Genomic DNA, 23,635 nt, shown 5'->3' with positions numbered 1-23,635 from the left:
GAATGTCAGAGCGTTTCGATCGCCAGGGCATGCAAGCCCCTGGCTACAAAATCTTGCAGCGCATCATACACAAGGCGATGGCGCGCTACGCGGGAGCGTCCGTCGAAGAGGGGAGAGGCGATGCGCACCCGGAAATGGGTGCCGGACCCGGTGCCGTCGGCCCCCGCGTGGCCGGCGTGCGCCGAACTTTCGTCGAGCACTTCGAGCGTGGTGGGGGAAAGAAGTTCCGCGAGGCGCTGGCGTAGCGCTTCGGCGGTGATGCCGGTGCCGGTACTCACGATTTCGACGTCTCGTCCTGCGGCAGGTAGCGGCTGATCCACAAGGTCTGCGCGATGATGAACAGGATCATCAGGCCGGTCATGCCGAACACCTTGTACAGGCCCCAGATGCGCTCGGAGAAGTTGTAGGCGATGACCAGGTTCAGCGCGCCCAACAGCGTGAGCAGGCCCGCCCAGCCGAGATTGAGCTTGGCCCAGATGGCGTCCGGCAGCGTCATGTGCTCGCCCATCAGCGCGCGGATGAAATTCTTCTTCAGGAGCACCGGGCCGAGCAGCAGCATCGCCGCGAACATCCAGTTGATGACGGTGGGCTTCCACTTGATGAACGTGGCGTCGTGCAGCAACAGCGTGGCCGTGCCGAAGACCAGCACGACGCCCAGGGTGAACCACTGCACGCCGCTGATCTTCTTCTTCAGCACCAGCATCACCAGGATCTGAAGGGCCATCGCGACCATCACCACGGCGGTCGCGGTGTAGATGTCGAAGAGGAAAAGGGCCGCCAGGAAAAACAGGCCCGGGAGAAAGTCGAAAAACAGCTTCATCGTCACTTGGCCTTCTGGAAATCGAGCGAGGCGGAGTTCATGCAATAGCGCAGGCCCGTATCCGTCGAGCCGTCCGGAAACACGTGTCCCAGGTGCGCGCCGCATTGGGCGCAGACGGTCTCCACGCGCACCATGCCGTGGGTGGTGTCGCGGATTTCCTTGATCGCGCCCGGCACCGCCAGTGAAAAGCTGGGCCAGCCGCACCCGGCGTCGAACTTCGTCTCGGAGTCGAACAGCTTGTTGCCGCAGCAGACGCAGTGGTAGCTGCCGTCGGCCCACACCGCCTCGTACTTGCCGGTGAAGGGGCGTTCCGTCGCCGCATGCCGCGTCACTTCGAAGGCGCCGCGTTCGGCGCCCTTTTGCGCGAGCAGGGCTTGCCACTCGGCTTCGGTCTTTTCGATGGGATAGGTCATGAGGAGCAACTGATTTCGATGTGGGACGCCCAGTCGGGCGGGAAGCCGGCCTTGTCTTCATGGGCCGGATGTTCGTCAAATGGGGATTGGACCAGCATCAGCAAGGCTTCGACTTCGGAATAGTCCTTAAGTTTCGCCTGCCGGATGGCAAGTTCCCCCAGGTGGTTGCGCAGCACGTATTTCGGGTTGGTCTTCAGCATGAGCGCGGCTGCCTCAGCGCGCCCGGCGCCCTCCAGCCGCTGCGAATAAAGTTTGCCCCAGAAATCGAAAGCTTCCCGGTCGAGAAACAGATCGCGCACCGGCTCGACGGTCGTGCCGGCCACGTACTGCGACAGGCGGCGCCAGAAGATCGTGTAGTCCACCTTGTCTTGCGCCAGCAGCTTCAGGATGGATTCGATCAGCTCACGGTCGCCGGGCTGCGCGTCGGGCAGGCCCAGCTTGGCGCGCATCCGCGCTTCCAGTTCGCGCGGAAACACGGTCTTGTACGACTCCAGCGCGGCCAGCGCATGCTCCTGTTCGCCGATGAGCGGCAGCAGAGCCTGGCCCAGGCAGAACAGGTTCCAGTACGCCACGTTCGGCTGCTTGTTGTAGGCATAGCGGCCCTGCTCGTCGCTGTGGTTGCAGATGTGGCCGGGGTCGAACGCGTCGAGGAACTGGAAAGGGCCATAGTCGATGGTCAGGCCCAGGATGCTCATGTTGTCGGTGTTCATCACGCCATGGCAAAAGCCCACGGCCTGCCATTGCGCCACCATGGCGGCCGTCCGCTCGGTCACCTGTTCCAGCAGGGCCGCATAGGCATTGCCCGCGAACTTCGCCGTGGCGCGGCACTCGGGGTAGAACCGGTCGATCACGTAATCGGCCAGTTTGCGCAACTCGCCGTACTGCTCACGGGCGGAGAAGTGTTCGAAATGGCCGAAGCGGATGAAGCTCGGCGCCACACGCGTCACCACGGATGCTGACTCGACTTCTTCCCGGCGCACGGGCGCGTCTGAACCCGTGACCATCAATGCGCGCGTGGTGGGGATGCCGAGACCTTGCATCGCCTCCGAGCCCAGGAACTCGCGGATGCTGGAACGCAGCACGGCGCGCCCGTCGCCCATGCGGGAGTAGGGCGTGCGGCCGCTGCCCTTGAGCTGGAATTCCTGCGGCCCGGCGGCGGTCTGCAATTCGCCCAGCAGGATCGCGCGGCCATCGCCCAACTGGCCTGCCCAGACGCCGAACTGGTGGCCGCTGTAGACGCTGGCGAGGCTCCGCGCGCCTTCGATGGGCCGGCTGCCGGTGAAGGCTTCGACAGCCGCAGTCGTGGCCAGCATGTCCGTTGAAAGTCCCAATTCCTCCGCCAGCAGGCGGTTCACGCACACCGCGTACGGCGCGGGCAGGGGTGTGGGTTGCAGCTCGGTGTAGAAGGCCGGTCCCAACCCGGCAAAGTTGTGCTGCCACGGCAGGCCCACTTCGAGCTGGTCCACAGTGGCTTCGGCGGTTTCGGTCATGGCCCCGATTGTCCCTGCTTCCGGGTGTCCGCGGCGGGGCGGGGACTTGGCCGGACCCGCTCAGTCGGCATCGTCCGCGGCACCCGGTTCGGGCTTGAGCGCCAGGGCCATCAGCCCGCCATCGTCGAGGATGCTGACGCGCCCGAATTCCAGCGCCACCAGGCCTTGCTGCTCCAGGCTCTTCAGGGCGGCGTTGACCGTCTGGCGCGAAAGGCCCGCCAGCACGCCCAGCTCTTCCTGCGACAGGCTCATCTTGCGCGGGCCGTGCCAGAGGTGGCGGCCCAGGTACATGGCCACGCGCTGTTCCGGGGTGCGCAGGCGCATGGTCTCGATGATGGCCATGGCCTGGCCCAACCGCATGTTCAGCTGGTCGGCCAGGGCGTGGTTGAACGCCATGCTGGTCGCACGAAGTTGCGCGAACTCGGCCACGGGGAGGCACAGCAGCTCCGAGTCGCGCAGGGCGATGACGTCGTAGCGGCGCGGTTCGTCTTTCATGGCGGCGCCTTCGCCGAACCATTCGCCGCCCGGGATGCCGAGGTAGGCGGAACGGCGGCCGTGGGACGACTTGCTCTGCAGCTTGACCAACCCCGACAGCACGGCGTACCAGCCCTGCACCTGTTCGCCGGCTCGCAGCATCACGTCGCCCTTGGTGCCCCGGAGAGTGGACACCGTGCCAGCGATGCGGGTCTGCTCATCCGCGGGCAGCGCCGCAAACCAGCGCTGCGACAGCAGCAATCGCGAAGAGGGCCTGGAGATGTCGTGGAGCATGGCTGCATTGTCGCAACTGTCCGCCAGGCGACAAGAGTTGCACCGCGCGGGTGCGCCGCACCATAGTCGCGGCTTTGAGCTGCCCGCCCGACGCACTACGATAGGGCCACAACAATTAAGGAGTACAAATGCTAGGTCTGATGCAAAGCCAGCCGCTGCTGATCTCGTCGTTGATCGACTTCGCGGAAAGGCACCACGGGGACGCGGAGATCGTCTCGCGGAGAGTCGAAGGAGACATCCATCGCTACACCTGGCAGGGCGTCGCGCGCCGCGCGCGGCAGGCGGCCAACGCGCTGGACGGCATGGGCCTGCTGCTCTCCGACCGCGTCGCCACGCTGGCCTGGAACGGCTACCGCCACCTGGAGCTGTATTTCGGTGTCAGCGGCTCCGGCCGCGTGCTGCACACCATCAATCCACGCCTGCACCCGGACCAGATCGCATGGATCGCCAACCACGCGGAAGACCAGGTCCTGTGCTTCGACCTCACCTTCCTGCCGCTGATTCAGGCGATCCAGGCCAGGTGCCCGACCATCCGCCAGTACGTCGCGCTGTGCGACGCCGACAAGCTGCCGCAGGACAGCGGCGTCCCCAACCTGATCAGCTACGAGTCATGGATCGGCGGGCAGCCCACCACCTACCAGTGGCCAACTTTCGACGAGAACTCGGCGTCGAGCATGTGCTACACGAGCGGCACCACGGGCAACCCCAAGGCCGCGCTGTACAGCCACCGCTCCACCATCCTGCATGCCTACGCCGCGGCACTGCCGGACGTGATGTGCGTCTCGGCTCGCGACTCCATCCTGCCGGTGGTGCCGATGTTCCACGTCAATGCCTGGGGCATCCCGTATTCGGCCGCGCTGTGCGGGGCCAAGCTGGTGTTCCCAGGCCCCGCGATGGACGGCAAATCAGTCTACGAGCTGATCGAGGCCGAGAAGGTGAGCTACGCCGCCGGCGTGCCGACGGTGTGGCAGATGATGCTGACGCACATGAAGCCGAACAACCTGCGCTTCTCCGCGCTCAAGCGCACAGTGATCGGCGGCTCCGCTTGCCCGCCCGCGATGATCCAGGCCTTCCAGGAAGACTACGGCGTGGAAGTGCTGCACGCCTGGGGCATGACGGAGATGAGCCCGCTGGGCACGCTGTGTACCTTGAAGAACAAGCACCTCGAGCTGCCAACCGAAGAGCAGATGAAGATCCGCCTGAAACAGGGGCGTGCGATCTACGGCGTCGACATGAAGATCGTCGGCGAAGATGGGCAGGAAGTGCCGTGGGACGGCAAGACCCCGGGCGACCTGTACGTCAAGGGGCCTTGGGTGGTGCGGGAGTACTTCAAGGGCGAGGGCGGCGACCCATTGGTGGACGGTTGGTTCCCCACCGGCGACGTTGCGTCGATCGATCCCGACGGCTACATGCAGATCACCGACCGCAGCAAGGACGTCATCAAGTCGGGCGGTGAGTGGATCAGCTCGATCGAGGTGGAGAACATCGCCGTCGCCCATCCGGCCGTGCTGATGGCGGCCTGCATCGGCATGAAGCACCCCAAGTGGGACGAACGCCCTGTCATCGCCGTGGTGAAGAAGCCGGGCGCTGAAGTGACCCGCGAAGAACTGCTCAAGTTCTACGAAGGCAAGACGGCCAAATGGCAGATTCCCGACGACGTCGTGTTCGTCGACGCCATCCCGCTGGGCGCCACCGGCAAGATGCTCAAGACCCGGCTGCGCGAGATGCTCAAGGACTACAAGCTGCCGACCTGATTGCCGTTGCGGGCCCGGCCCGCGATCCGCTGTCACGCACGCGATAGGAATGGCCCCTCGTTAGGGGCAATCCCTGAGCGTTGCAGTGCACAAAAACGTTACGCTGCCCGCTACCCCAGTCAATGAAGGAGACCTTGATGAAGCTCGCGATGAAGATGGTTGCCGTGTCCGCCCTGATGGCCGTGGCCGGCGTGTCGTATGCCCAGAAGGGCGAGACCGTCAAAATTGCCCATATTGACCCGTTCACGGGCCCGTTCGCCAATGTGGGGCAGAACCAGCTCAAGAGCTGGCAGTTCGTCGCGGAGCGCCTCAACGGCGCCAAGAACCCGGCCGGTGTCAAGTTCGAGATCGTCGGCTTCGACAACAAGGGCCTGCCGCAGGACAGCCTGAACGCACTGAAGGCCGCCATCGACCAGGGCTTCCGCTACGTCACGCAGGGCAACGGCTCGGGCGCCGCGGCCGCCATCATCGATGCGGTGAACAAGCACAACGAGCGCAACCCCGGCAAGGAAGTGGTGTACATCAACTACGCCGCCGTCGACCCGGCACTCACCAACGAGCGCTGCAGCTTCTGGCATTTCCGCCTGGACGCGGACACGACCATGAAGATGGAGGCCTTGACCAGCTACATGAAGGACGAGCCCGCGGTCAAGAACGTCTACCTGATCAACCAGAACTACGCGCATGGCCAGCAGGTGGCGCGCTACTTCAAGGAGGGCATCGCACGCAAGCGCCCCGACGTGAAGATCGTCGGCGACGAGCTGCACCCGCTCGGCCAGGTCAAGGACTTCGCGCCCTATGTGGCGAAGATCAAGGCGGCCGGCGCCGACACCATCGTCACCGGCAACTGGGGCACCGACATGACCCTGTTGATCAAGGCGCTGAACGAGGCCGGCATGAAGATGCCGCTGTACGCGTACTACGCCGGCGTCAGCGGCACGCCCACGGCGCTGGCGCAGGGCAAGGACATGAACGTGAGCCAGGTGGCCATCAGCCACTCGAACTTCACCGGCGAGCTGCGCGACCTGCGCAACGAGTTCAAGAAGAAGTTCAACGACGACTTCTACACCTTCCAGACCTACCTGGGCATCTCGATGCTGTCGCAGGGCATGGCGAACGCCAAGAGCACCGACCCGGTGAAGGTGGCGGCCGCCATGGAGGGGATGCGCTTCAAGGGCATCAGCGGCGAGGCCCAGATGCGCAAATCCGACCACCAGCTGCAGCAGCACCTGTACATCAGCAAGTGGACCAAGGCCACGGCCAAGGACCCGTACAGCGAGGAAAACACCGGCTACAACTTCGCCGTGGTCAAGCAGATGGACCCGTACGTCTCGTCGACGCCGACGTCCTGCCAGATGACGCGCCCGTAAGGCCGCAGTTCCCCGCCAACCCAAGAATGGGGCACGCCGTGCCCCATTTTTCCTCCTGCCCGCCGCCATGGAATTCTTCATCATCTCCCTGTTGAACGGCCTGAGTTACGGCCTCCTGCTGTTCATGCTCAGCTCGGGCCTGACCCTGATCTTCAGCATGATGGGCGTGCTCAACTTCGCGCACGCCAGCTTCTACATGCTGGGTGCGTATTTCGGGTACACGGTGACCCAGCTGGTGGGCTTCTGGCCGGCACTGCTCATCGGACCGCTGGTGGTGGCGCTGCTCGGGGCGGGGTTCGAGAAGTACTGCCTGCGCCGCGTGCACAAGTTCGGCCATGTGCCCGAACTGCTCATCACCTTCGGGCTGTCGTTCATCATTCTCGAGACGGTGCAGCTGATCTGGGGCACCAGCTCCGCCGACTACCGCATCCCGGCGGTGCTGGACGGCCCGCTGTTCACGGTCTACGGCACTCAGTTCCCCGCCTACCGCGCTTTCATGATGCTGGTGGCCTTGATCATGCTGGTGTCGGTGTGGCTGCTGCTCACGCGCACGCGGGTCGGGCTGGTGATCCAGGCGGCGCTCACGCACCCTGACACCGTGGAGGCGCTGGGCCACAACGTGCCGCGCGTGTTCATGCTGGTCTTCGGCGGCGGCGCCGCGCTGGCCGGCCTGGCGGGCGTCATCGGCGGCGCCGCGTTCGTGACGGAGCCGGGAATGGCGGGGGCGCTGGGGCCGGTGATCTTCGTGGTGGTGGTGGTCGGCGGGATGGGTTCGCTCTCGGGCGCGTTCGTCGCATCGCTGCTGATCGGCATCATCCAGACCTTCGCGGTGGGCATCGACACCTCGATCATGGGCACCGCGTCGCAAGTCGGCTTGAACATCACGCCCGACACCTTCGGCTACGCGGTATGGAAGCTCAAGATCAGTCAGATCGCGCCCATCCTGCCCTTCATGTTCCTGGTGCTGATGCTGATCTTCCGTCCCAAGGGCCTCCTCGGAAAGAGGGAAGGCTGAGCCATGAACGCAATCACGCAACCCATTGAAAACGCCGCGCCGGCAACCGCGCGCGCACCTGTGCGCTACTACCAGTTCAAGCCACACAACATCGGCCGCTGGATCATCTGGTCGCTGTTCGCCCTGGTGCTGCTGGTGGCGCCCAAGCTGTTCACCAGCAGCTTGTCGCACACCATGCTCAGCCAGATGGGCATCGCGATCATCGTCTGCCTGTCGTACAACATCCTGCTGGGGCAGGGCGGCATGCTCAGCTTCGGCCACGCCGTCTATTCCGGCATGGGCTCGTTCCTGGCGATCCATACGTTGAACATGGTGAGCAAGGGCGGGCTGCCCCTTCCGGTGAGCCTGATCCCCATCGTCGGCGGCCTGTCCGCGATGGTGTTCGCGGTGCTGTTCGGCTGGGTCACGACCAAGAAGGCGGCAACGCCCTTCGCGATGATCACGCTGGGCATCGGTGAGCTGGTCTGGGCGATGTCGCTGATGTTCCCCGAGTTCTTCGGCGGCGAAGGCGGCATCTCGGGCAATCGCGTCACCGGCCCCAAGCCGCTGGGCATCACCTTCGGCCCGCAGATCCAGCTGTACTACCTGATCGCGCTCTACACCTTCGTGTGTACCGGGCTCATGTACGCCTTCACCCGCACGCCGCTGGGCCGCATGCTGAACGCGGTGCGCGACAACCCGGAACGGGTGGAGTTCGTCGGCTACGACACGCAGAAGGTGCGCTACATCGCTTTCATCATCGCGGCCTTTTTCGCCGGCGTGTCGGGCGGACTGGCGGCGTTGAACTTCGAGATCGTCACGTCCGAGGTGGTGAGCGGCCCGCGCTCGGGCGCCTACCTGCTGTTCACCTTCCTCGGCGGCGCCACCTTCTTCTTCGGCCCGATCATCGGCGCCATCCTGATGGTGCTGGCCTTCGTGCTGCTGTCGGAGATGACCAAGGCGTGGCTGCTGTACCTGGGCCTCATCTTCCTGTTCATGGTGATGTACGCACCCGGCGGCATCGCCAGCCTGATCATGATGAACCTGCGCGTGGCGGCCTTCGGGCGGCTGAAGGAGCTGTGGGTGAGCTACCTCGCGCTGGCCGTGACGGCGTTCATCGCGCTGCTCGGCGCGGCCGCGATGATCGAGATGGTCTACCATCTGAAGCTGAACGCGGCACTGGGGCCGGAACTGACTTTCCTGGGCGCCAGGCTCAACGCCCATGGCCTGAACAGCTGGTTCGGTGCCGCCTTCGTGATGTTGACCGGCGTCGGCCTGTTCGAGGTCACGCGCCGCTACTTCGTCAAGCAATGGGGCGAGATCCAGGAGTTCATCGAAAAAGAGATGAAGCGGAGGGAGGCACTATGACCTACGCCCTCGAACTCAAAGACCTGCGCAAGAGCTTCGGCAAGACCGAGATCATCCGCGGCGTGCACCTGGCGGTGAACGCCGGCGAGCGCATCGCGGTGATCGGGCCCAATGGCGCCGGCAAGTCGACGCTCTTCAACCTGATCAGCGGCCGCTTCGCGCCCACCAGCGGCGAGGTGCTGCTGAACGGCCACCGGATCGACGGCAAGAAGCCGTTCGAGATCAACCGCATGGGCCTGTCGCGCAGCTTCCAGATCACCAACATCTTCCCCAAGCTCTCGGTGTTCGAAAACCTGCGCTGCGGCGTGCTGTGGAGCCTGGGCTACAAGTACACCTTTCTGAAGTTCCTGGCCGACCTCGATGATGCGAACGAGCGCGCGGAGCAGCTGATGGAGATGATCAAGCTCGACCGCAAGCGCGACGTGCTGGCCGTGAACCTGACGTACGCGGAGCAACGCGCGCTGGAGATCGGCATCACCATCGCGGGCGGTGCCAACGTGATCCTGCTGGACGAGCCGACGGCGGGTATGAGCAAGAGCGAGACCAAGCGCTTCATCGAGCTCATCAAGGAAGTGACCATCGGCAAGACGCTGCTCACAGTCGAGCACGACATGGGCGTGGTGTTCGGCCTGGCCGACAAGATCGCCGTGGTGGTTTACGGGGAAGTCATCGCCTTTGACAAGCCGGAGGCGGTGCGTGCCAACCAGCGCGTGCAGGAGGCTTACCTCGGCTCACACGTGGCAGACGCGCAAGCAGGGGCCCACTGAGATGCTCAAAGTCCAAAACCTCCACGCCTTCTACGGCAAGAGCCACGTCCTGCACGGCGTCGAATTCGACGTGGGCGAGGGCGAGATCGTCGCGCTGCTGGGCCGCAACGGCTCGGGCCGCTCCACCACCGCCAAGGCCATCATGGGCATGGTCGACTGCACCGGCACCGTGGACTGGAAGGGCCAGCACACGCTGGGACGCAAGCCCTACGAGATCGCCCACCTGGGCATCGGCTACGTGCCGGAAAACCGCGACATCTTCCCCAAGCTCACGGTGCACCAGAACCTCATGCTCGGCCAGAAGGGCAAGGCCGCGGCCGCGAAGGCGCGCTGGTCCTTCGACGACATGTACGGGATGTTCCCGCGCCTGAAGGAACGCCAGCACACCGAAGCCGGTGTACTGTCCGGTGGCGAGCAGCAGATGCTGACGCTGTGCCGCACGCTGATGGGCGACCCCGACCTGATCATCATCGACGAGCCGACCGAAGGGCTGGCCCCGAAGATCGTGGAACTGGTGGGGCAATACCTGCAGAAGCTCAAGGAGCGCGGCATCTCCGTGCTGCTGATCGAGCAGAAGCTGACGATCGCCATGGCGATCTCCGACCGCGCCCTGGTGATGGGGCACGGCAGTATCGTGTTTCACGGCACGCCTGACACCCTGCGTGCCGACGCCTATATCCGCAAGGAATGGCTGGAGGTCTGAGCCGGCTCAGGAACTGGCCGGCTCGCAGCGCACCGCGTAGTGGTCCAGCATGGCGGCTTCGGTCAGGTCGACCAGCCGCCTGATCTGCGCCAGCCAGTCGGTCTCGCGCGGCCATTCGCCTTCGCTGATCGTGCCGTAGACCCGCTCCACGGCCTGGTGCAGCGCCTGCGCACCGGCTTCGCCGCTCATGCCCAGCAGCGAATGCAGCGCGTCGTGCACGCCGTTCCGGTCCTTGGACCCGAGGCATTCCTCCAGGCGCGCCACGAAGCGGCGAATCTCGCCCAGGCAACCGGGCAGCAGCTCATGCAGGATGCCCATGCGCTGGAATTCGTTGATGCGCCGGGTGTTCAACACCGTCGTGAGAGCCGTGGCGGCCGGTGCCGTGGCGCCGCCGGCCGCAATGCGGTTGCCGCCCAGCACGTGAATCAGCTCGCGGCGCAAGGCGGACGGGTCCAGCGGCTTGGTCAGAAAACCGTTCATGCCGGCCGCGCGCGCGGCGTCCCTGCGCTCGGGCGATGAATGCCCGGTCAAGGCCAGCACGGGTGTGTTCTTGACGGAATCGGGCATGGTGCTGCGCAGCACCCGGGTGGCCGCCAGGCCGTCCAGGCCGGGCATCTCCACGTCCATCAGGATGACCGCCGGACGGGTGCCGGCTTCCAGCAGGTGCAGTGCCTTGTACCCATGTTCCGCCTCGACGACCTGCATCCCCCATTCGACCAGCCGCGCCTTGACGATGGCCCGGTTGAAGGCGTTGTCTTCCACCAGCAGGACGGTCTTTCCGACCAGCGCGGTGGTGGCGGGCTCGCCCGGCTGCGGCGCCGCGCCTTCCAGCGCCTGCGCCATGGCCTGTGCCAATTCGACCGTGCTGCAGTCCTTGCCGACAAACCCGTTCATGCCGACTTGCCGGGCCCGCGTGCCCACCGCCGAAGTCGGGCTGCCGCTGAAGCCCACGATCGGTGTGTGTTCGCACCCGGGCACCGCGCCGCGGCGGATCTGCCGTGTGGCGTCGAAACCGTTGGACACCGGCATGTGCAGGTCCATCAGCACCAGTTCGTACGGCCAATGCCGCATCGCTTCGAGCGCCTCCCGGCCGTCGGCCGCGGCATCGACCTGGCAGCCCAGCGCGGCCAGCCGGCTGCTGATGGATTGGCGGACCAGTTCCTCGTCGTCCACCACCAGGACCCGCTTGCCGGCCAGCACGTGCGCCGCGCGCCGAAGGGCCTCCTGCTCATCGGCCTCGATCTGGGCCTGTGGGACGGTCGGGAAGCTCAGGATGAACTCGGTGAACTCGCCGGGCTCCGAGCGGCAGGCGATGTCGCCGCCGATGGCCCGCATCGCCCGCCGGCAGAAGGCCAGGCCCAGGCCGGTGCCTTCGGCCTTGCCCGTGCTGCGGAACTCGCCGAACAGGCCGGCCACCTGGTCGGCCGGAATGCCCGGCCCGGTGTCGCGGACCACCACGCGATTGGGGCGCCCGCTGTCGACGGCCACGGTGACCGTGAGGTGGGGGTGCGTGGGCAGGTAGTACAGCGCGTTCTTGATCAGGTTGAACAGGATCAGGGTGAAGGCGGTCTCGTCGCCGCGGAAGCTGAAGTCGTTCAGTTCGCTCACGGCCACGCGCGCCCGGTGGGTGTAGTCCTCGTAGGCGAACTCGTTCACGGCCTGCTTCACGTACTGGCCGGCCGACAGGTAGCGGAAGCTCGCGGCGTCGAACGCGTTGGGGTTCAGCTGCTGCAGCGTCACCGTGATGGCCTGCAGGCCGCGGGTGACCGCGTCCTGCCCCTGGCCGACCGCGCGCAGCATGTCGCCCACCTGCTGGTGCGTGAACGAGATGCTGCCGCCGGCGCGATAGGCGGCCGGCAGGTCCGCCGCCACGGCGTCCAGCACGTGCCGGATCTGCATGAGCGGGCTGCGCATCTCGTGCGCCACCGAGCCGGCGAGGCCGGCGTAGAGCAGGCGCAAGCGCTCCAGCTCGGCGCGCTTCTGCCCATAGTGCGACAGCGCGCCCACCACCACCACGAGGATGGAGCCCGCGGCCGAGATCACGAATTCGGGCGGGATGCGGGGATCGGAGTCGGTGGCCCAGAACACCAGCACGCTCAGCACATAGCCCGACAGCAACATGGCCACGGTATTGCGCCAATCGGCCAGCAGCACGATCAGGATGGCGCCCATCACCATATTGACCACCGACGGCGTGCCGCCGTGGTTCTTGAGCATGGTGAACGACAGCAGGAAAGACAGGCAGTAGAAGACCGCCAGGTACGAATACCCGATGTAGAAGCGCTTGGCGCGGTCGGGCCACCACCTGCGCACGGCCAGCAGCAGGCACATCAGCGAGGCCGCGATGCGCAGCGCCAGGTCGTCGTAAAGCGGCGGCAGCGCCGAGGTCTGGCGCAGCAGGTAGAACAGCGGGAACGCGGCGAACCCGACGATGCCGATCCACTCCAGGAACGGCCGTTCCATGTCGTGGTGCGCGCAATAGCGCTCGTAAAGGCTGCGGATCAGCTCTTTCATTGTCATGCTCCCTTCGCGGTCCATCGAGGAACCGCGCCCACCCTGAGAGTGGTGGGGCGGACTTTAACAATGTTCAGCTGGCCTATCAAGCCGCCTGCAACTGCCGGTCGGCGCGTGGACACGCGTCCGGGCTGACCCCGAGCGCGAGCGCCACGTCGTCCACCCGGGCATGGATGAGCGCGCATTGCTTGCCGGTGCGGCTTTCGGCCACGCCATGGGGTGCGAAACCGAAGCGGCGATACAGGCGCGTCATCCTTGTCAGGCAGGACGCATGAAAGTGCCGTACGGTGACACGTTCGGTCAATTCGATCAGGGCCATGGCCAGGCACCGGGGCAGCAGGTCGGAGCGCCGATTTTCTGGCGCCATGACCAGCCGGCCCACCTCCCAGCTGTCAGGCCCCAGGATCCCCTCGTCGGAGATCATGTTGCGCCAGAACCGCTCGGTCAGGGTTATGCCGTGGCTGGTGGGGATGAAACGGATGGTGGCAATGGCGGCGCGGCCCAGGAACAGCGCCATCACGATGCCCAGGCTGTCCTTGGTGCTTTCGAACGCGGCCAGGCCGGGGTCGAGTTCGTATTCGGATTCGAAATCCGCGTATTGGCGCAGGTGGGCGATTGCCTGCCGTTCCTGGGGGCTGTGAAGCAAGCGGATACTGAGTTCGGGTGCAGCGACTTCCATGGGTTTTCCTCTCCTGATCATCGAATGTTGAAAGAACACGCCGGCACGAAGCTCTGAGTGCCGGCACCCGGCCCGCGCCGTGGTACCAAAGCTTGCCTTGACCGCCGCCGCCGCGCAACGGCTGAGTCAGCCTGTGGGGTAGGGAATCGGCGACTCGCCACGACAGTCCGCACGCACAGGCCTATATTCGTGACGCCGCCTTTTGTCGCTGGCGAGACAAGCGCTATTGCAGCGCAGCAGAATCCACCTACAATCAAAAACGAACGACCGTTCTTTTTCCTTAGGAGCCCCCAGCATGACCGCTGAATACCAGGTCCACGGCGATGTGGCCGTGATCACGATGAACAACCCGCCCGTCAACGGGCTGGGCTACTCCACCCGCGTCGGCATCACCGATGGCCTCAGCAAGGCCAATGCCGACGCTTCGGTCAAGGCCATCGTCATCACGGGCGCGGGCAAGGCGTTTTCGGGCGGCGCGGATATCAAGGAATTCGGTTCGCCCAAGGCGGGCGCCGAACCCAATCTGCTGTCGGTCATCCTGGCGCTGGAAGCCTCAACCAAGCCGACGGTCGCCGCCATTCACAGCGTCTGCATGGGCGGCGGGCTGGAACTCGCGCTCGGCTGTCACTACCGCATCGCCGCTCCCGGCACGCAGGTTGCGCTGCCGGAAGTGAAGCTGGGGTTGATCCCCGGCGCGGGCGGCACGCAGCGCCTGCCGCGCGTGCTGGGCGTGGAAACGGCCCTCAACATGATCGTCAGCGGCGAAGCCGTTCCCAGTGAACTGCTCGCGCAGCAACCGGGCCAGAAGCTGTTCGACAAGATGGCATCTTCGCCCGCGTCGCTCGCTGACGAGGCGCTGGCCTATGCGCGCTCCGTGGCGGACGCGCGACCATTGCCGCTGGTGCGCAATCTGCCGTCCAAGCACCCGCTGGGCGATGCGTACTTCCAGTTCGCGCGCAACATGGTCAAAGGCATGTCGAAGAATTTCCCGGCGCCTGAGAAGTGCGTCGATGTGGTGGAAGCCTCGACCAAGAAAAAGTTCGACGAGGGCATGGTGCTCGAGCGCGAGGTGTTCACCAACCTGATGTTCACGCCCGAAAGCCGTGCGCTGCGGCACATCTTCATGGCCGAGCGCGCCACGTCGAAGATTCCGGACGTGCCGGAAGACACGCCCAAGCGCGAAATCAAGTCGGTCGCCGTGATCGGCGCCGGCACCATGGGCGGCGGCATCTCGATGAACTTCCTAAACGCCGGCATCCCCGTCAAGATCCTCGAGATGAAGCAGGATGCGCTGGACCGCGGCATCGCCACGATCAAGAAGAACTACGAATCGCAGGTCAAGAAGGGCAAGCTCAAGCAGGACAAGTACGACCAACGCATGGCGCTGCTGTCGACCACGCTCGAGTACAGCGACTTGAAGGACGCCGACCTGGTGATCGAGGCGGTGTTCGAGGAAATGGGCGTCAAGCAGAAGGTGTTCGAGAAGCTGGATGAAGTGATGAAGCCCGGTGCGATCCTGGCATCCAACACCTCGACGCTCGACGTGAACAAGATTGCGTCCTTCACCAAGCGCCCGCAGGATGTGGTCGGCATGCACTTCTTCAGCCCGGCCAACGTGATGAAGCTGCTGGAAGTGGTGCGCGGCGCCAAGACCGGCAAGGACGTGATGGCCACCGTGATGGCCCTGGGCAAGAAGATCAAGAAGACCTCGGTCGTGTCCGGCGTCTGCGATGGCTTCATCGGCAACCGCATGATCGAGCAGTACAGCCGCCAGGCCGGTTTCCTGCTGGACGAGGGCGCGACGCCGCAGCAAGTCGACAAGGCCATCGAGAGGTTCGGCTTCGCGATGGGCCCGTTCCGCATGGGCGACCTGGCCGGCAACGACATCGGCTGGGCCATCCGCAAGCGCCGCGCCGAAGAGCGGCCGAACATGCTGTACAGCCGCACGGCCGACAAGCTGTGCGAACTGGGCCGCTTCGGCCAGAAGACGGGCGCGGGCTGGTACGACTACCAGGCCGGCAAGCGCGACGCCATTCCGTCGGAACTCGTGAACAAGATGATCGACGACCACCGGAAGGAACAGGGCATCACGCCGCGCAAGATCTCCGACGAAGAGATCGTGCAGCGCCTGGTATTCGCCCTGGTCAACGAAGGCGCTCGCATCGTGGAAGACGGCATCGCCAGCAAGGCCAGCGACATCGACATGGTCTACCTGACGGGCTATGGCTTCCCGATCCACCGCGGCGGCCCGATGCTGTACGCGGACCAGGTCGGCCTGTTCAACGTGGTGCAAGCCATGAAGCGCTTCCAGAAGAACCCGCGCGACGACGCGAGTTTCTGGGAACCGGCGCCGCTGCTCGCGAAGCTGGCGGCTGAAGGCAAGACGTTCAGCTAAGGCGCGAAGTACCGTGATCAAGCGCGCGTTGCTGCTGGTGCTGGCTTTGGTGTTGCTGCTGGTGGCCGCCGTGGCCATCAACACGCTGCGCCATGGCTCGCGCCAGCTCGACGTGCCGCCCGCGCCGCCGCTGGCGGTGGACGAGAAGGGCGTGGCCGACAAGCTTGCCGGGGCGATCCGCTTCAACACGGTGTCCAGCGCCGTCGACGCGCAGCAGAACGCCGATGAGTTCCGCAAGTTCCATGCGTTTCTGCAGCAACGCTTTCCCAAGGTCCATGCCGCGCTCAAGCGCGAGGTGGTGGGGGACCTGAGCCTGCTCTACACCTGGCCCGGCACGGACACGAAGGCCAAGCCCATCATGCTGATGGCGCACCAGGACGTGGTGCCGATCGCGCCGGGCACCGAGGCGAATTGGAAAGCCGGCACGTTCAGCGGCGAGATCAAGGACGGCTTCGTCTGGGGCCGCGGCGCCTGGGACGACAAGGCCAACCTGATTGCTCAACTCGAAGCGGTCGAGATGCTGCTGGCCGGCGGCTTCCAGCCGCGCCAGACGGTGCACCTGGCTTTCGGCGCCGACGAGGAAGTCGGCGGCCAGCGCGGCGCGGTGCAGATCGCCAAGCTGCTGGAGTCGCGCGGTACCAAGCTCGACTTCATCATCGACGAAGGCCTGCTGATCATCGACGGCGTCATGCCCGGGCTGAACAAGCCCGCGGCGCTGATCGGCATCGCGGAAAAGGGCTACCTCTCGGTGGTGCTGAAGGTGCCGGCCACGCCCGGCCATTCGTCGATGCCGCCGCCCAAGGGCAGCAGCGCCATCGCGATGATGAGCGCGGCGTTGCGGCGCCTGGACGACGAGCAGCTGCCGGCCAGCCTGCGCGGCGTGGCGCGTGAAATGTTCGAAACCGTCGCGCCCGAGATGAGCGGCTTTCAGCGCGTGGCGCTGTCCAACCTGTGGCTGTTCGGCCCGGTGGTGCTGTCGCAGCTCGAGAAGGGCGCCAACACCAATGCGGTGGTGCGCACGACCACGGCGCTGACCATCGTCAATGCGGGTAACAAGGACAACGTGCTTCCCGGCGTGGCCGAGGCCACGGTGAACTTCCGGCTGCTGCCGGGCGACACGCGGGAAAGCGTCATGCAGCACGTCAAGGACAAAGTGGCCAACGACCGCTTCGAATTGATCGCGCTGCCCGGCTCCGAGCCATCGCCCGTGTCGCCCACGCAGTCGGCCTCTTACCAGCTGATCAATCGCACCGTGCGCTCGCTGTTTCCGGACACCGTCGTCGCGCCGGGCCTGATGATCGGCGCCACCGACTCGCACCACTTCGCCGGGCTGTCCGACCACATCTACCGTTTCTCGCCCGTGCGCGCCAAGCCGGAAGATTTGCCGCGCTTCCACGGCACCAATGAACGCATCGCGACGGCCAACCTCGCCGAGCTGGTGCGCTTTTACAACCAGCTGCTGCAGAACTTGAACCACCCCCGAAGCGCCTTCGGCGCCTCCCCCTCTAGGGGGCGCCACCAGTGGCCCGGCGAAGCCGGTTCCACGGTGGCCCTCGCCTGAACCACGCACACTCTTCCTCGAAAGGCCTTCCCATGTCCAATGCAGTTATCGTCTCCACCGCCCGCACGCCCCTGGCCAAGAGCTGGAAGGGTTCCTTCAACATGACCCACGGCGCGACGCTGGGCGGCCACGCCGTCAAGCACGCGGTCCAGCGCGCCGGCATCGATGCCGCGCACGTGGAAGACGTGATCATGGGCTGCGCGAACCCTGAAGGCGCGACCGGCGCCAACATCGCGCGCCAGATTGCCATCATGGCCGGCATGCCGGTCTCGGTGTCGGGCCTGACGGTGAACCGTTTCTGCTCCTCCGGCCTGCAGACCATCGCCCTGGCAGCCCAGCGCGTGATCGCGGGTGAAGGCGACGTGTACGTGGCCGGTGGCGTGGAAAGCATCTCGTGCGTGCAGCAGGAAATGAACCTGCACATGATGCGCGACCCGGAGCTGGACAAGATCAAGCCCGAAATCTACTGGTCGATGCTGCAGACGGCCGAGCAGGTTGCCAAGCGCTACAACATCTCGCGCGACGTGATGGACGAGTACGGCGCCGCCAGCCAGCAGAAGGCCTGCGCCGCGCAAGCCGAAGGCAAGTTCGACGCCGAGATCGCACCGATCACCGTGAAGGCCGGCGTGGCCGACCCGGTGATGGGCCTGCGCACAAAGGAAGTCACCGTCTCCAAGGACGAAGGTACGCGTGAAGGCACGACCAAGGAAGGCATCAGCGGCATCAAGCCCGCACTGCCGGGTGGTGTGATCTCCGCCGGCAATGCCAGCCAGTTCTCCGACGGCGCCGGCGCCTGCGTGGTGGTGAGCGAAGAGTACGCGAGCAAGAACAACCTCAAGCCCCTGGGCCGCTTCCTCGGCTTCGCCGTGGCCGGCTGCGAGCCGGACGAAATGGGCATCGGCCCCGTTTTCGCCGTGCCCAAGGTGTTGAAGAAGCTGGGCCTGAAAGTCAGCGACATCGACCTGTGGGAACTGAACGAGGCTTTCGCCGTGCAGGTGATCTACTGCCGCGACAAGCTGGGCATTCCGGCGGACCGCCTGAACGTGAACGGCGGCGCCATTGCCGTCGGCCACCCGTATGGTGTGTCGGGCCAACGCCTGACGGGGCACGCGCTGATCGAAGGCAAGCGCCGCGGCGCGAAGAAAGTCGTGGTGACCATGTGCATCGGCGGCGGCATGGGCGCGGCAGGGGTGTTCGAAGTCCTCTGAATGTCATCCCCGCGGAGGCGGGGATCCAAAGCATTGGAAGCCCTGGATTCCCGCCTCCGCGGGAATGACGAGACACCCATGACCCTGCGTCCCACCCTCGATTTCCTCCTCTACAACTGGCTCAAGGCCGAAGGGCTCAACGCGCGAGAGCGCTTCGCCGATCACTCACGCGAAACCTTCGACGCGGTGCTCGACACCTGCGAGCGCATCGCGCGTGAGAAGTACGCGCCCTTCAACCGGCTGGTGGACACCGAGGAGCCACGCTTCGACGGCGAGAAGGTGATCTTGCCGCAGGCGACGCACGATGCGCACCGCGCCTATGTGGAGTCCGGCATGGTCAGCGCGGCGCAGGACTACGAAGAGGGCGGCATGCAGTTGCCCTATACCATCGAAGCCGCGGCCAATGGATTCTTTGCAATGGCTTCGGTGAGCATCGGTTCGAGCCTGCTGACCAAGGGCAACGCGAACCTGCTGCTCGTGCACGGCACGGAAGCGCAGAAGGCCGTGTTTGCGCGCAATGAATTCGGCGGACGGTTCACGGGCACCATGTGCCTGTCGGAGCCGCAGGCCGGCTCGTCGCTGTCGGACATCACGACGCGCGCGACCCCCGATGGCGCGGACTTCGAGTCCGATGCGCTCGGCCCGCGCTACCGGCTTCGCGGCAACAAGATGTGGATATCTGCCGGCGAGAACGAGCTCGCTGAAAACATCATCCACCTCGTCCTGGCGAAGATTCCGGGCCCCGACGGCAAGCTGATCCCGGGCACCAAGGGCATTTCCCTCTTCATCGTTCCGAAGAAGCTGGTGGACGACAGCGGCCAGTTGACCGGCGAGCGCAACGACGTCGCGCTGGCGGGCCTGAACCACAAGCTCGGCTGGCGCGGCACCACCAACACGCTGCTCAACTTCGGCGAGGGCAAGTACCCGGTGCGGGGCGGCGCGGGTGCGATCGGCTACCTCGTGGGCAAGCCGCACGAGGGCCTGCGCTGCATGTTCCACATGATGAATGAGGCGCGCATCGGCATCGGCATGGCCGCGACATCGCTGGGCCTGGCGGGCTACTACGCGTCCCTCGACTATGCGAAGAACCGCCCGCAGGGCAGGCCCGTTGGACCGGCGGGCAAGGACGCAGCGCAACCGCAGGTGCGCATCATCGAACACGCCGACGTCAAACGCATGCTGCTCGCGCAGAAGTCGTACGGCGAAGGCTCGCTGGCGCTGATGCTTTATTGCGCGCGGCTGGTCGACGAGCAGCACACGGGATCGCCCGAGTCCGCGAACGAAGCGCGTTTGCTGCTCGAAGTGCTCACGCCGATTGCCAAGAGCTGGCCGAGCGAATGGTGCCTGGAGGCGAACTCCCTCGCGATCCAGGTGCACGGCGGCTACGGTTACACGCGTGATTTCCCGGTGGAGCAATACTGGCGCGACAATCGCCTGAACATGATTCACGAAGGCACCCATGGCATTCAAGCGGCGGATCTGCTCGGGCGGAAGGTCCTGATGGAAGGCGGCCGCGGGCTGGAGCTGGTGGCCGAACGCATTCGCGCGACCATAGACCGGTCCCTTGGGCGCAGTGACCTGGCCGACCATGCGAAGGCTTTGCGTGATGCCCTTGAGCAAGTGGGCGCCGCGACGCGAGCCGCGTGGGCTACCGGAGATCCGGCGCAGGCACTGGCCAACGCTGTGCCCTACATGCAGGCCTTCGGCCACATGGTCCTGGCATGGATGTGGCTGGACGTATCGACGGCCATCCCGCAAGATGCGGCAGTGAACGTCCCCGCACACCAGGGCCGCATGCGCGCCGCACGGTACTTCTTCCATTACGAGCTGCCGAAGATCGGCGCCTGGTTGAACGTTGCCGCGAGCCGCGACCCGACGTGCGCCGAGATGCCGGAAGAAGCTTTTTGATGGCAACGGAGCGCACCATCGTGTGGATCGAACGCCTGATCTGGACCTGCATCTACGGCGGGCTGTTCACGGCCGTCATCGGCTTGGCGACCCGTGCGCAAGACGGCACGCTGGGGTGGTCGCTGATCGTCGTCGGTGCGTTGATCGCCGTCATTGGCGCCGTGCTCGTCTACGTGCGATCGCGCCTCAACGCGGCCCGATAACCGGCGCGGCCATATCGCTGCCGGGACACACAAACGCCCTGGGCGAAAGCACAATGGGCAGTTGCACAACCGACCCGAGACAACACGCATGACCCGCACCACTTCACAACTTTTTGACCTCAAGGGCAAGACCGCCCTGGTGACCGGCGGCTCGCGCGGGCTGGGCCTGCAGATGGCTCATGCGCTGGGCGAGGCGGGTGCCCGCATCATGCTCACGTCGCGCAAGGCCGCGGACCTGGAGGAGGCCGCCGCCGAACTGCAGGCCGCCGGCATCGACGCGCGCTGGATCGCGGCGGATTGCGGCAAGGAAGAAGACATTCGCCGGCTGGCCGACGAGACGCTGGCGCGCATGGGCGATGTGCACATCCTCGTCAACAACGCCGGCGCCGCATGGGGTGCACCGGCGGAAGACCACCCTGTCGAGGCATGGGACAAGCTGATGAACCTGAACGTTCGCGGCTATTTCATCCTGTCGCAGCACCTTGCCAAGAAGAGCATGATCCCCAAGCAGTACGGGCGCATCATCAATATCGCCAGCATCGCGGGGCTGGGCGGCAATCCGCCCGAGATGCAGACGCTGGCGTACAACACCTCGAAGGGCGCGGTCATCAACTTCACTCGCGCCTTGGGCTGCGAATGGGGCAAGTACAACATCACCGTCAACGCCATCTGCCCGGGCTTTTTTCCCAGCAAGATGACACAGGCCACGCTCAAGACGCTGGGCGAAGACAAGCTGGCCGCACACGCGCCGCTGAAGCGCCTGGGCGATGACGAAGACCTGAAAGGCACCACACTGCTGTTCGCGTCCGACGCGGGCAAGCACATCACCGGGCAGTGGCTCGCCGTCGACGGCGGCGTGAGCGTCGTCACCGGCGGCTGATCAACAGGAGTCAGCATGGAATTCGGCGTCAACATCCCGTTCGTGCATCACCTGGGCTTCGAGCTGCAGTTGTTCGAGGATGGGCAGTCCGAAATCCATTTCGATCCCAAGCCCGAGCACGGCAATTCGTTCAGCGTGGTGCACGGCGGCGCCTGCATGACTCTGCTGGACGTCGCCATGGCGGTCGCAGCGCGCAGCGTCGACAAGGAGATGGGCGTCGTCACCATCGAGATGAAGACCACCTTCATGCAGCCCGCGCGCGGCAAGCTGAGCGGCAAGGGCCGGCTGATGCATCGCACGGCCACCATGGCTTTCACCGACGCCACGATCTACGACAGCGAAGGCAAGGCCTGCGCGCACGCCACCGGCACTTTCAAATACGTCAAGCGCCTGCCCACCGGGGCCAAGAGCGTCAATCCCCTCAACACCATTTCCACCGACTAGGCCACGCCATGCCCCAGAACAAGCAAATTCACCTCGACAACCGCCCGCAGGGCGAAGCCTCTGCCGCCAACTTCAAGCTGGTGACGAGCGACACGCCCGCGCTGCAGGATGGCCAGGTCCTCGTGCGCCATCATTTCCTCAGCCTCGACCCTTACATGCGCGGCCGCATGAACGACGCGAAGAGCTACGCGCTGCCGCAGCCGCTCGGCCAGGTGATGGGTGGCGGCTCGGCGGGTGAAGTGGTGGAGAGCCGCTCGCCCAAGTACCAGCCCGGCGACAAGGTCGTGGGCATGGGCGGCTGGCAGGAATACAGCGTGGTCAACGTCGACCAGCCGGGCGCGCTGCGCAAGGTCGAGACGACGCACGTGCCGCTGTCGCACTATTTAGGCGCGGTGGGCATGCCCGGCGTCACGGCTTGGTACGGGCTGGTGAAAATCATCGAGCCGAAGGAAGGGCAGACCGTGGTCGTCAGCGCGGCTGCCGGTGCTGTGGGCAGCGCCTTCGGTGCGCTGGCCAAGGCGCGCGGCTGCCGCGTGGTCGGCATCGCCGGCGGCGCCGATAAATGCAAATACGTGGTCGACGAACTCGGCTTCGACGCCTGCGTCGACTACAAGCAGCATAAGGACGCGGGCTCGCTGTCGAAGGCCCTGAAGGAAGCGTGCCCCGCCGGCATCGACGGCTACTTCGAGAACGTGGGCGGCATGGTGCTGGACGCCGTGATGCTGCGCATGAACGCGTTCGGGCGCATCGCGCTGTGCGGCATGATCGCGGGCTACGATGGCCAGCCGCTGCCGATGGCGTATCCGCAATTGCTGCTGACCAATCGCCTCAAGCTGGAAGGCTTCATCGTCAGCGAGCACATGGAAGTGTGGCCCGAGGCGCTGAAGGAGCTCGGCACATTGGTAGGGACCGGCAAGCTGCGCCCGCGCGAATCTGTCGCGCAAGGCATCGAATCGGCACCCGAGGCCTTCCTGGGCTTGCTCAAGGGCCGCAATTTCGGCAAGCAGCTGGTCAAGCTGATTTGATGTAACTCACGCGGGAGACCCGCCATGACCGCCACGCACGAGGTTTTCAACCAGCCGGAACCACTGGCCGACTATGACCTGTTCGAAGGCAACCGGCCGCTGCGCGACGCGCTGAAGTTCAACGCGCCGGGGCTGGACATGGCGGAGCTTTCGCAGCTGGGCGCTCTGCTCGGCAGTGCGGAGATGCAGGCGCATGCGCGATTGGCGAATGTGCATCCGCCGCAGTTGCACAGCCACGACCGCTTCGGCCGGCGTATCGACCAGGTGGAGTTTCATCCGAGCTATCACGTGCTGATGAAGGCGGCGACGGGCGCGGGGCTGCATGGCACGCCCTGGGCTTCTCTCCCTCCCCCGTCGGGGGAGGGCGGGGG

Annotated in this window: 21 protein-coding genes and 1 pseudogene; 15 read left to right on the top strand and 7 right to left on the bottom strand. The window is 65.4% G+C overall.

The window, feature by feature from the left end; translation table 11 throughout:
• Window positions 1-5: 5 nt before the first annotated feature.
• Genes EEB15_RS25020 through EEB15_RS25000 form a run of 5 tightly spaced genes read right to left on the bottom strand, consistent with a single transcriptional unit; the run spans window position 6 to window position 3,491 of the window.
• The gene (locus EEB15_RS25020; protein ID WP_141512682.1) at window positions 6-278 is read right to left on the bottom strand and encodes a BolA family transcriptional regulator; all 273 of its coding nucleotides are present in this window, start codon (window positions 276-278) and stop codon (window positions 6-8) included.
• Complete coding sequence (locus tag EEB15_RS25015; protein WP_233259618.1) at window positions 275-820, bottom strand: septation protein A; 546 nt, start codon at window positions 818-820, stop codon at window positions 275-277. The genes EEB15_RS25020 and EEB15_RS25015 overlap by 4 nt, the downstream gene beginning before the upstream one ends.
• 2 nt (window positions 821-822) lie before the next feature.
• A complete protein-coding gene (gene msrB, locus EEB15_RS25010; protein ID WP_141512680.1) occupies window positions 823-1,233 on the bottom strand; it encodes a peptide-methionine (R)-S-oxide reductase MsrB in 411 nt (136 codons plus the stop codon).
• Window positions 1,230-2,723 carry a YdiU family protein gene (locus EEB15_RS25005; protein WP_141512679.1) on the bottom strand — a complete coding sequence of 498 codons (1,494 nt, stop codon included), beginning with the start codon at window positions 2,721-2,723 and terminating at the stop codon, window positions 1,230-1,232. Before EEB15_RS25005 ends, msrB begins: the two co-directional genes overlap by 4 nt.
• Before the next feature lie 60 nt (window positions 2,724-2,783).
• The gene (locus EEB15_RS25000; protein ID WP_141512678.1) at window positions 2,784-3,491 is read right to left on the bottom strand and encodes a Crp/Fnr family transcriptional regulator; all 708 of its coding nucleotides are present in this window, start codon (window positions 3,489-3,491) and stop codon (window positions 2,784-2,786) included.
• 128 nt (window positions 3,492-3,619) lie between these two features.
• Here EEB15_RS25000 and EEB15_RS24995 point away from each other — a divergent pair, with 128 nt between their 5' ends.
• The 6 genes from EEB15_RS24995 to EEB15_RS24970 all read left to right on the top strand — a co-directional run bounded on the left by EEB15_RS24995 (window position 3,620) and on the right by EEB15_RS24970 (window position 10,447).
• Complete coding sequence (locus tag EEB15_RS24995; protein WP_141512677.1) at window positions 3,620-5,245, top strand: 3-(methylthio)propionyl-CoA ligase; 1,626 nt, start codon at window positions 3,620-3,622, stop codon at window positions 5,243-5,245.
• Between the two features lie 137 nt (window positions 5,246-5,382).
• Window positions 5,383-6,615: a branched-chain amino acid ABC transporter substrate-binding protein gene (locus EEB15_RS24990; protein WP_141512676.1), complete on the top strand. Its 1,233-nt coding sequence runs from the start codon at window positions 5,383-5,385 to the stop codon at window positions 6,613-6,615.
• 67 nt (window positions 6,616-6,682) lie between these two features.
• Window positions 6,683-7,630: a branched-chain amino acid ABC transporter permease gene (locus EEB15_RS24985; protein ID WP_141512675.1), complete on the top strand. Its 948-nt coding sequence runs from the start codon at window positions 6,683-6,685 to the stop codon at window positions 7,628-7,630.
• A 3-nt stretch (window positions 7,631-7,633) separates the two neighbouring features.
• Window positions 7,634-8,977 (top strand): branched-chain amino acid ABC transporter permease, encoded by a 1,344-nt coding sequence (locus tag EEB15_RS24980; protein WP_141512674.1) that lies wholly within the window; start codon window positions 7,634-7,636, stop codon window positions 8,975-8,977.
• Window positions 8,974-9,744, top strand: coding sequence for an ABC transporter ATP-binding protein (locus EEB15_RS24975; RefSeq protein WP_141512673.1), 771 nt, complete (start codon window positions 8,974-8,976; stop codon window positions 9,742-9,744). Before EEB15_RS24980 ends, EEB15_RS24975 begins: the two co-directional genes overlap by 4 nt.
• 1 nt (window position 9,745) lies before the next feature.
• Window positions 9,746-10,447 (top strand): ABC transporter ATP-binding protein, encoded by a 702-nt coding sequence (locus EEB15_RS24970; protein ID WP_141512672.1) that lies wholly within the window; start codon window positions 9,746-9,748, stop codon window positions 10,445-10,447.
• Between the two features lie 6 nt (window positions 10,448-10,453).
• Here EEB15_RS24970 and EEB15_RS24965 read toward each other — a convergent pair whose 3' ends face one another.
• Together EEB15_RS24965 and EEB15_RS24960 are read right to left on the bottom strand one after the other, a co-directional pair.
• Window positions 10,454-12,961, bottom strand: a complete 2,508-nt coding sequence (locus tag EEB15_RS24965) for a response regulator (protein WP_158290220.1) — start codon at window positions 12,959-12,961, stop codon at window positions 10,454-10,456.
• Between the two features lie 85 nt (window positions 12,962-13,046).
• On the bottom strand, window positions 13,047-13,640 hold the full coding sequence (locus EEB15_RS24960; protein WP_141512670.1) for a hypothetical protein: 594 nt from the start codon (window positions 13,638-13,640) through the stop codon (window positions 13,047-13,049).
• 295 nt (window positions 13,641-13,935) lie between these two features.
• On the opposite strand from EEB15_RS24960, the gene EEB15_RS24955 reads away from it, so the two are divergent.
• From EEB15_RS24955 to EEB15_RS24915, 9 genes and pseudogenes are all read left to right on the top strand, one after another.
• On the top strand, window positions 13,936-16,035 hold the full coding sequence (locus EEB15_RS24955; RefSeq protein WP_141512669.1) for a 3-hydroxyacyl-CoA dehydrogenase NAD-binding domain-containing protein: 2,100 nt from the start codon (window positions 13,936-13,938) through the stop codon (window positions 16,033-16,035).
• 13 nt (window positions 16,036-16,048) lie between these two features.
• Entirely contained in the window at window positions 16,049-17,596 is a 1,548-nt protein-coding gene (locus tag EEB15_RS24950; RefSeq protein WP_233259612.1) for a M20 family peptidase, read from the top strand.
• Between the two features lie 32 nt (window positions 17,597-17,628).
• Window positions 17,629-18,804 carry an acetyl-CoA C-acyltransferase gene (locus EEB15_RS24945; RefSeq protein WP_141512667.1) on the top strand — a complete coding sequence of 392 codons (1,176 nt, stop codon included), beginning with the start codon at window positions 17,629-17,631 and terminating at the stop codon, window positions 18,802-18,804.
• Window positions 18,805-18,882: 78 nt separating this feature from the next.
• Window positions 18,883-20,712: an acyl-CoA dehydrogenase gene (locus EEB15_RS24940; protein ID WP_141512666.1), complete on the top strand. Its 1,830-nt coding sequence runs from the start codon at window positions 18,883-18,885 to the stop codon at window positions 20,710-20,712.
• Window positions 20,712-20,915, top strand: a complete 204-nt coding sequence (locus EEB15_RS24935) for a hypothetical protein (protein ID WP_141512665.1) — start codon at window positions 20,712-20,714, stop codon at window positions 20,913-20,915. Before EEB15_RS24940 ends, EEB15_RS24935 begins: the two co-directional genes overlap by 1 nt.
• Before the next feature lie 88 nt (window positions 20,916-21,003).
• On the top strand, window positions 21,004-21,795 hold the full coding sequence (locus tag EEB15_RS24930) for an SDR family oxidoreductase (RefSeq protein WP_141512664.1): 792 nt from the start codon (window positions 21,004-21,006) through the stop codon (window positions 21,793-21,795).
• Window positions 21,796-21,810: 15 nt separating this feature from the next.
• Window positions 21,811-22,239 (top strand): PaaI family thioesterase, encoded by a 429-nt coding sequence (locus tag EEB15_RS24925; protein ID WP_141512663.1) that lies wholly within the window; start codon window positions 21,811-21,813, stop codon window positions 22,237-22,239.
• 8 nt (window positions 22,240-22,247) lie between these two features.
• A complete protein-coding gene (locus EEB15_RS24920) occupies window positions 22,248-23,264 on the top strand; it encodes an NADP-dependent oxidoreductase (protein WP_141512662.1) in 1,017 nt (338 codons plus the stop codon).
• A 24-nt stretch (window positions 23,265-23,288) separates the two neighbouring features.
• Window positions 23,289-23,635 (top strand): annotated as a pseudogene (locus tag EEB15_RS24915) (DNA alkylation response protein); the annotation flags it as partial.

It is taken from the genome of Ramlibacter sp. WS9 (genome assembly GCF_003797765.1).
Lineage (GTDB): Bacteria > Pseudomonadota > Gammaproteobacteria > Burkholderiales > Burkholderiaceae_C > Ramlibacter.
Note: the sequence above shows the minus strand (reverse complement) of the source record. Positions and strands in the feature narration are given on the sequence as shown.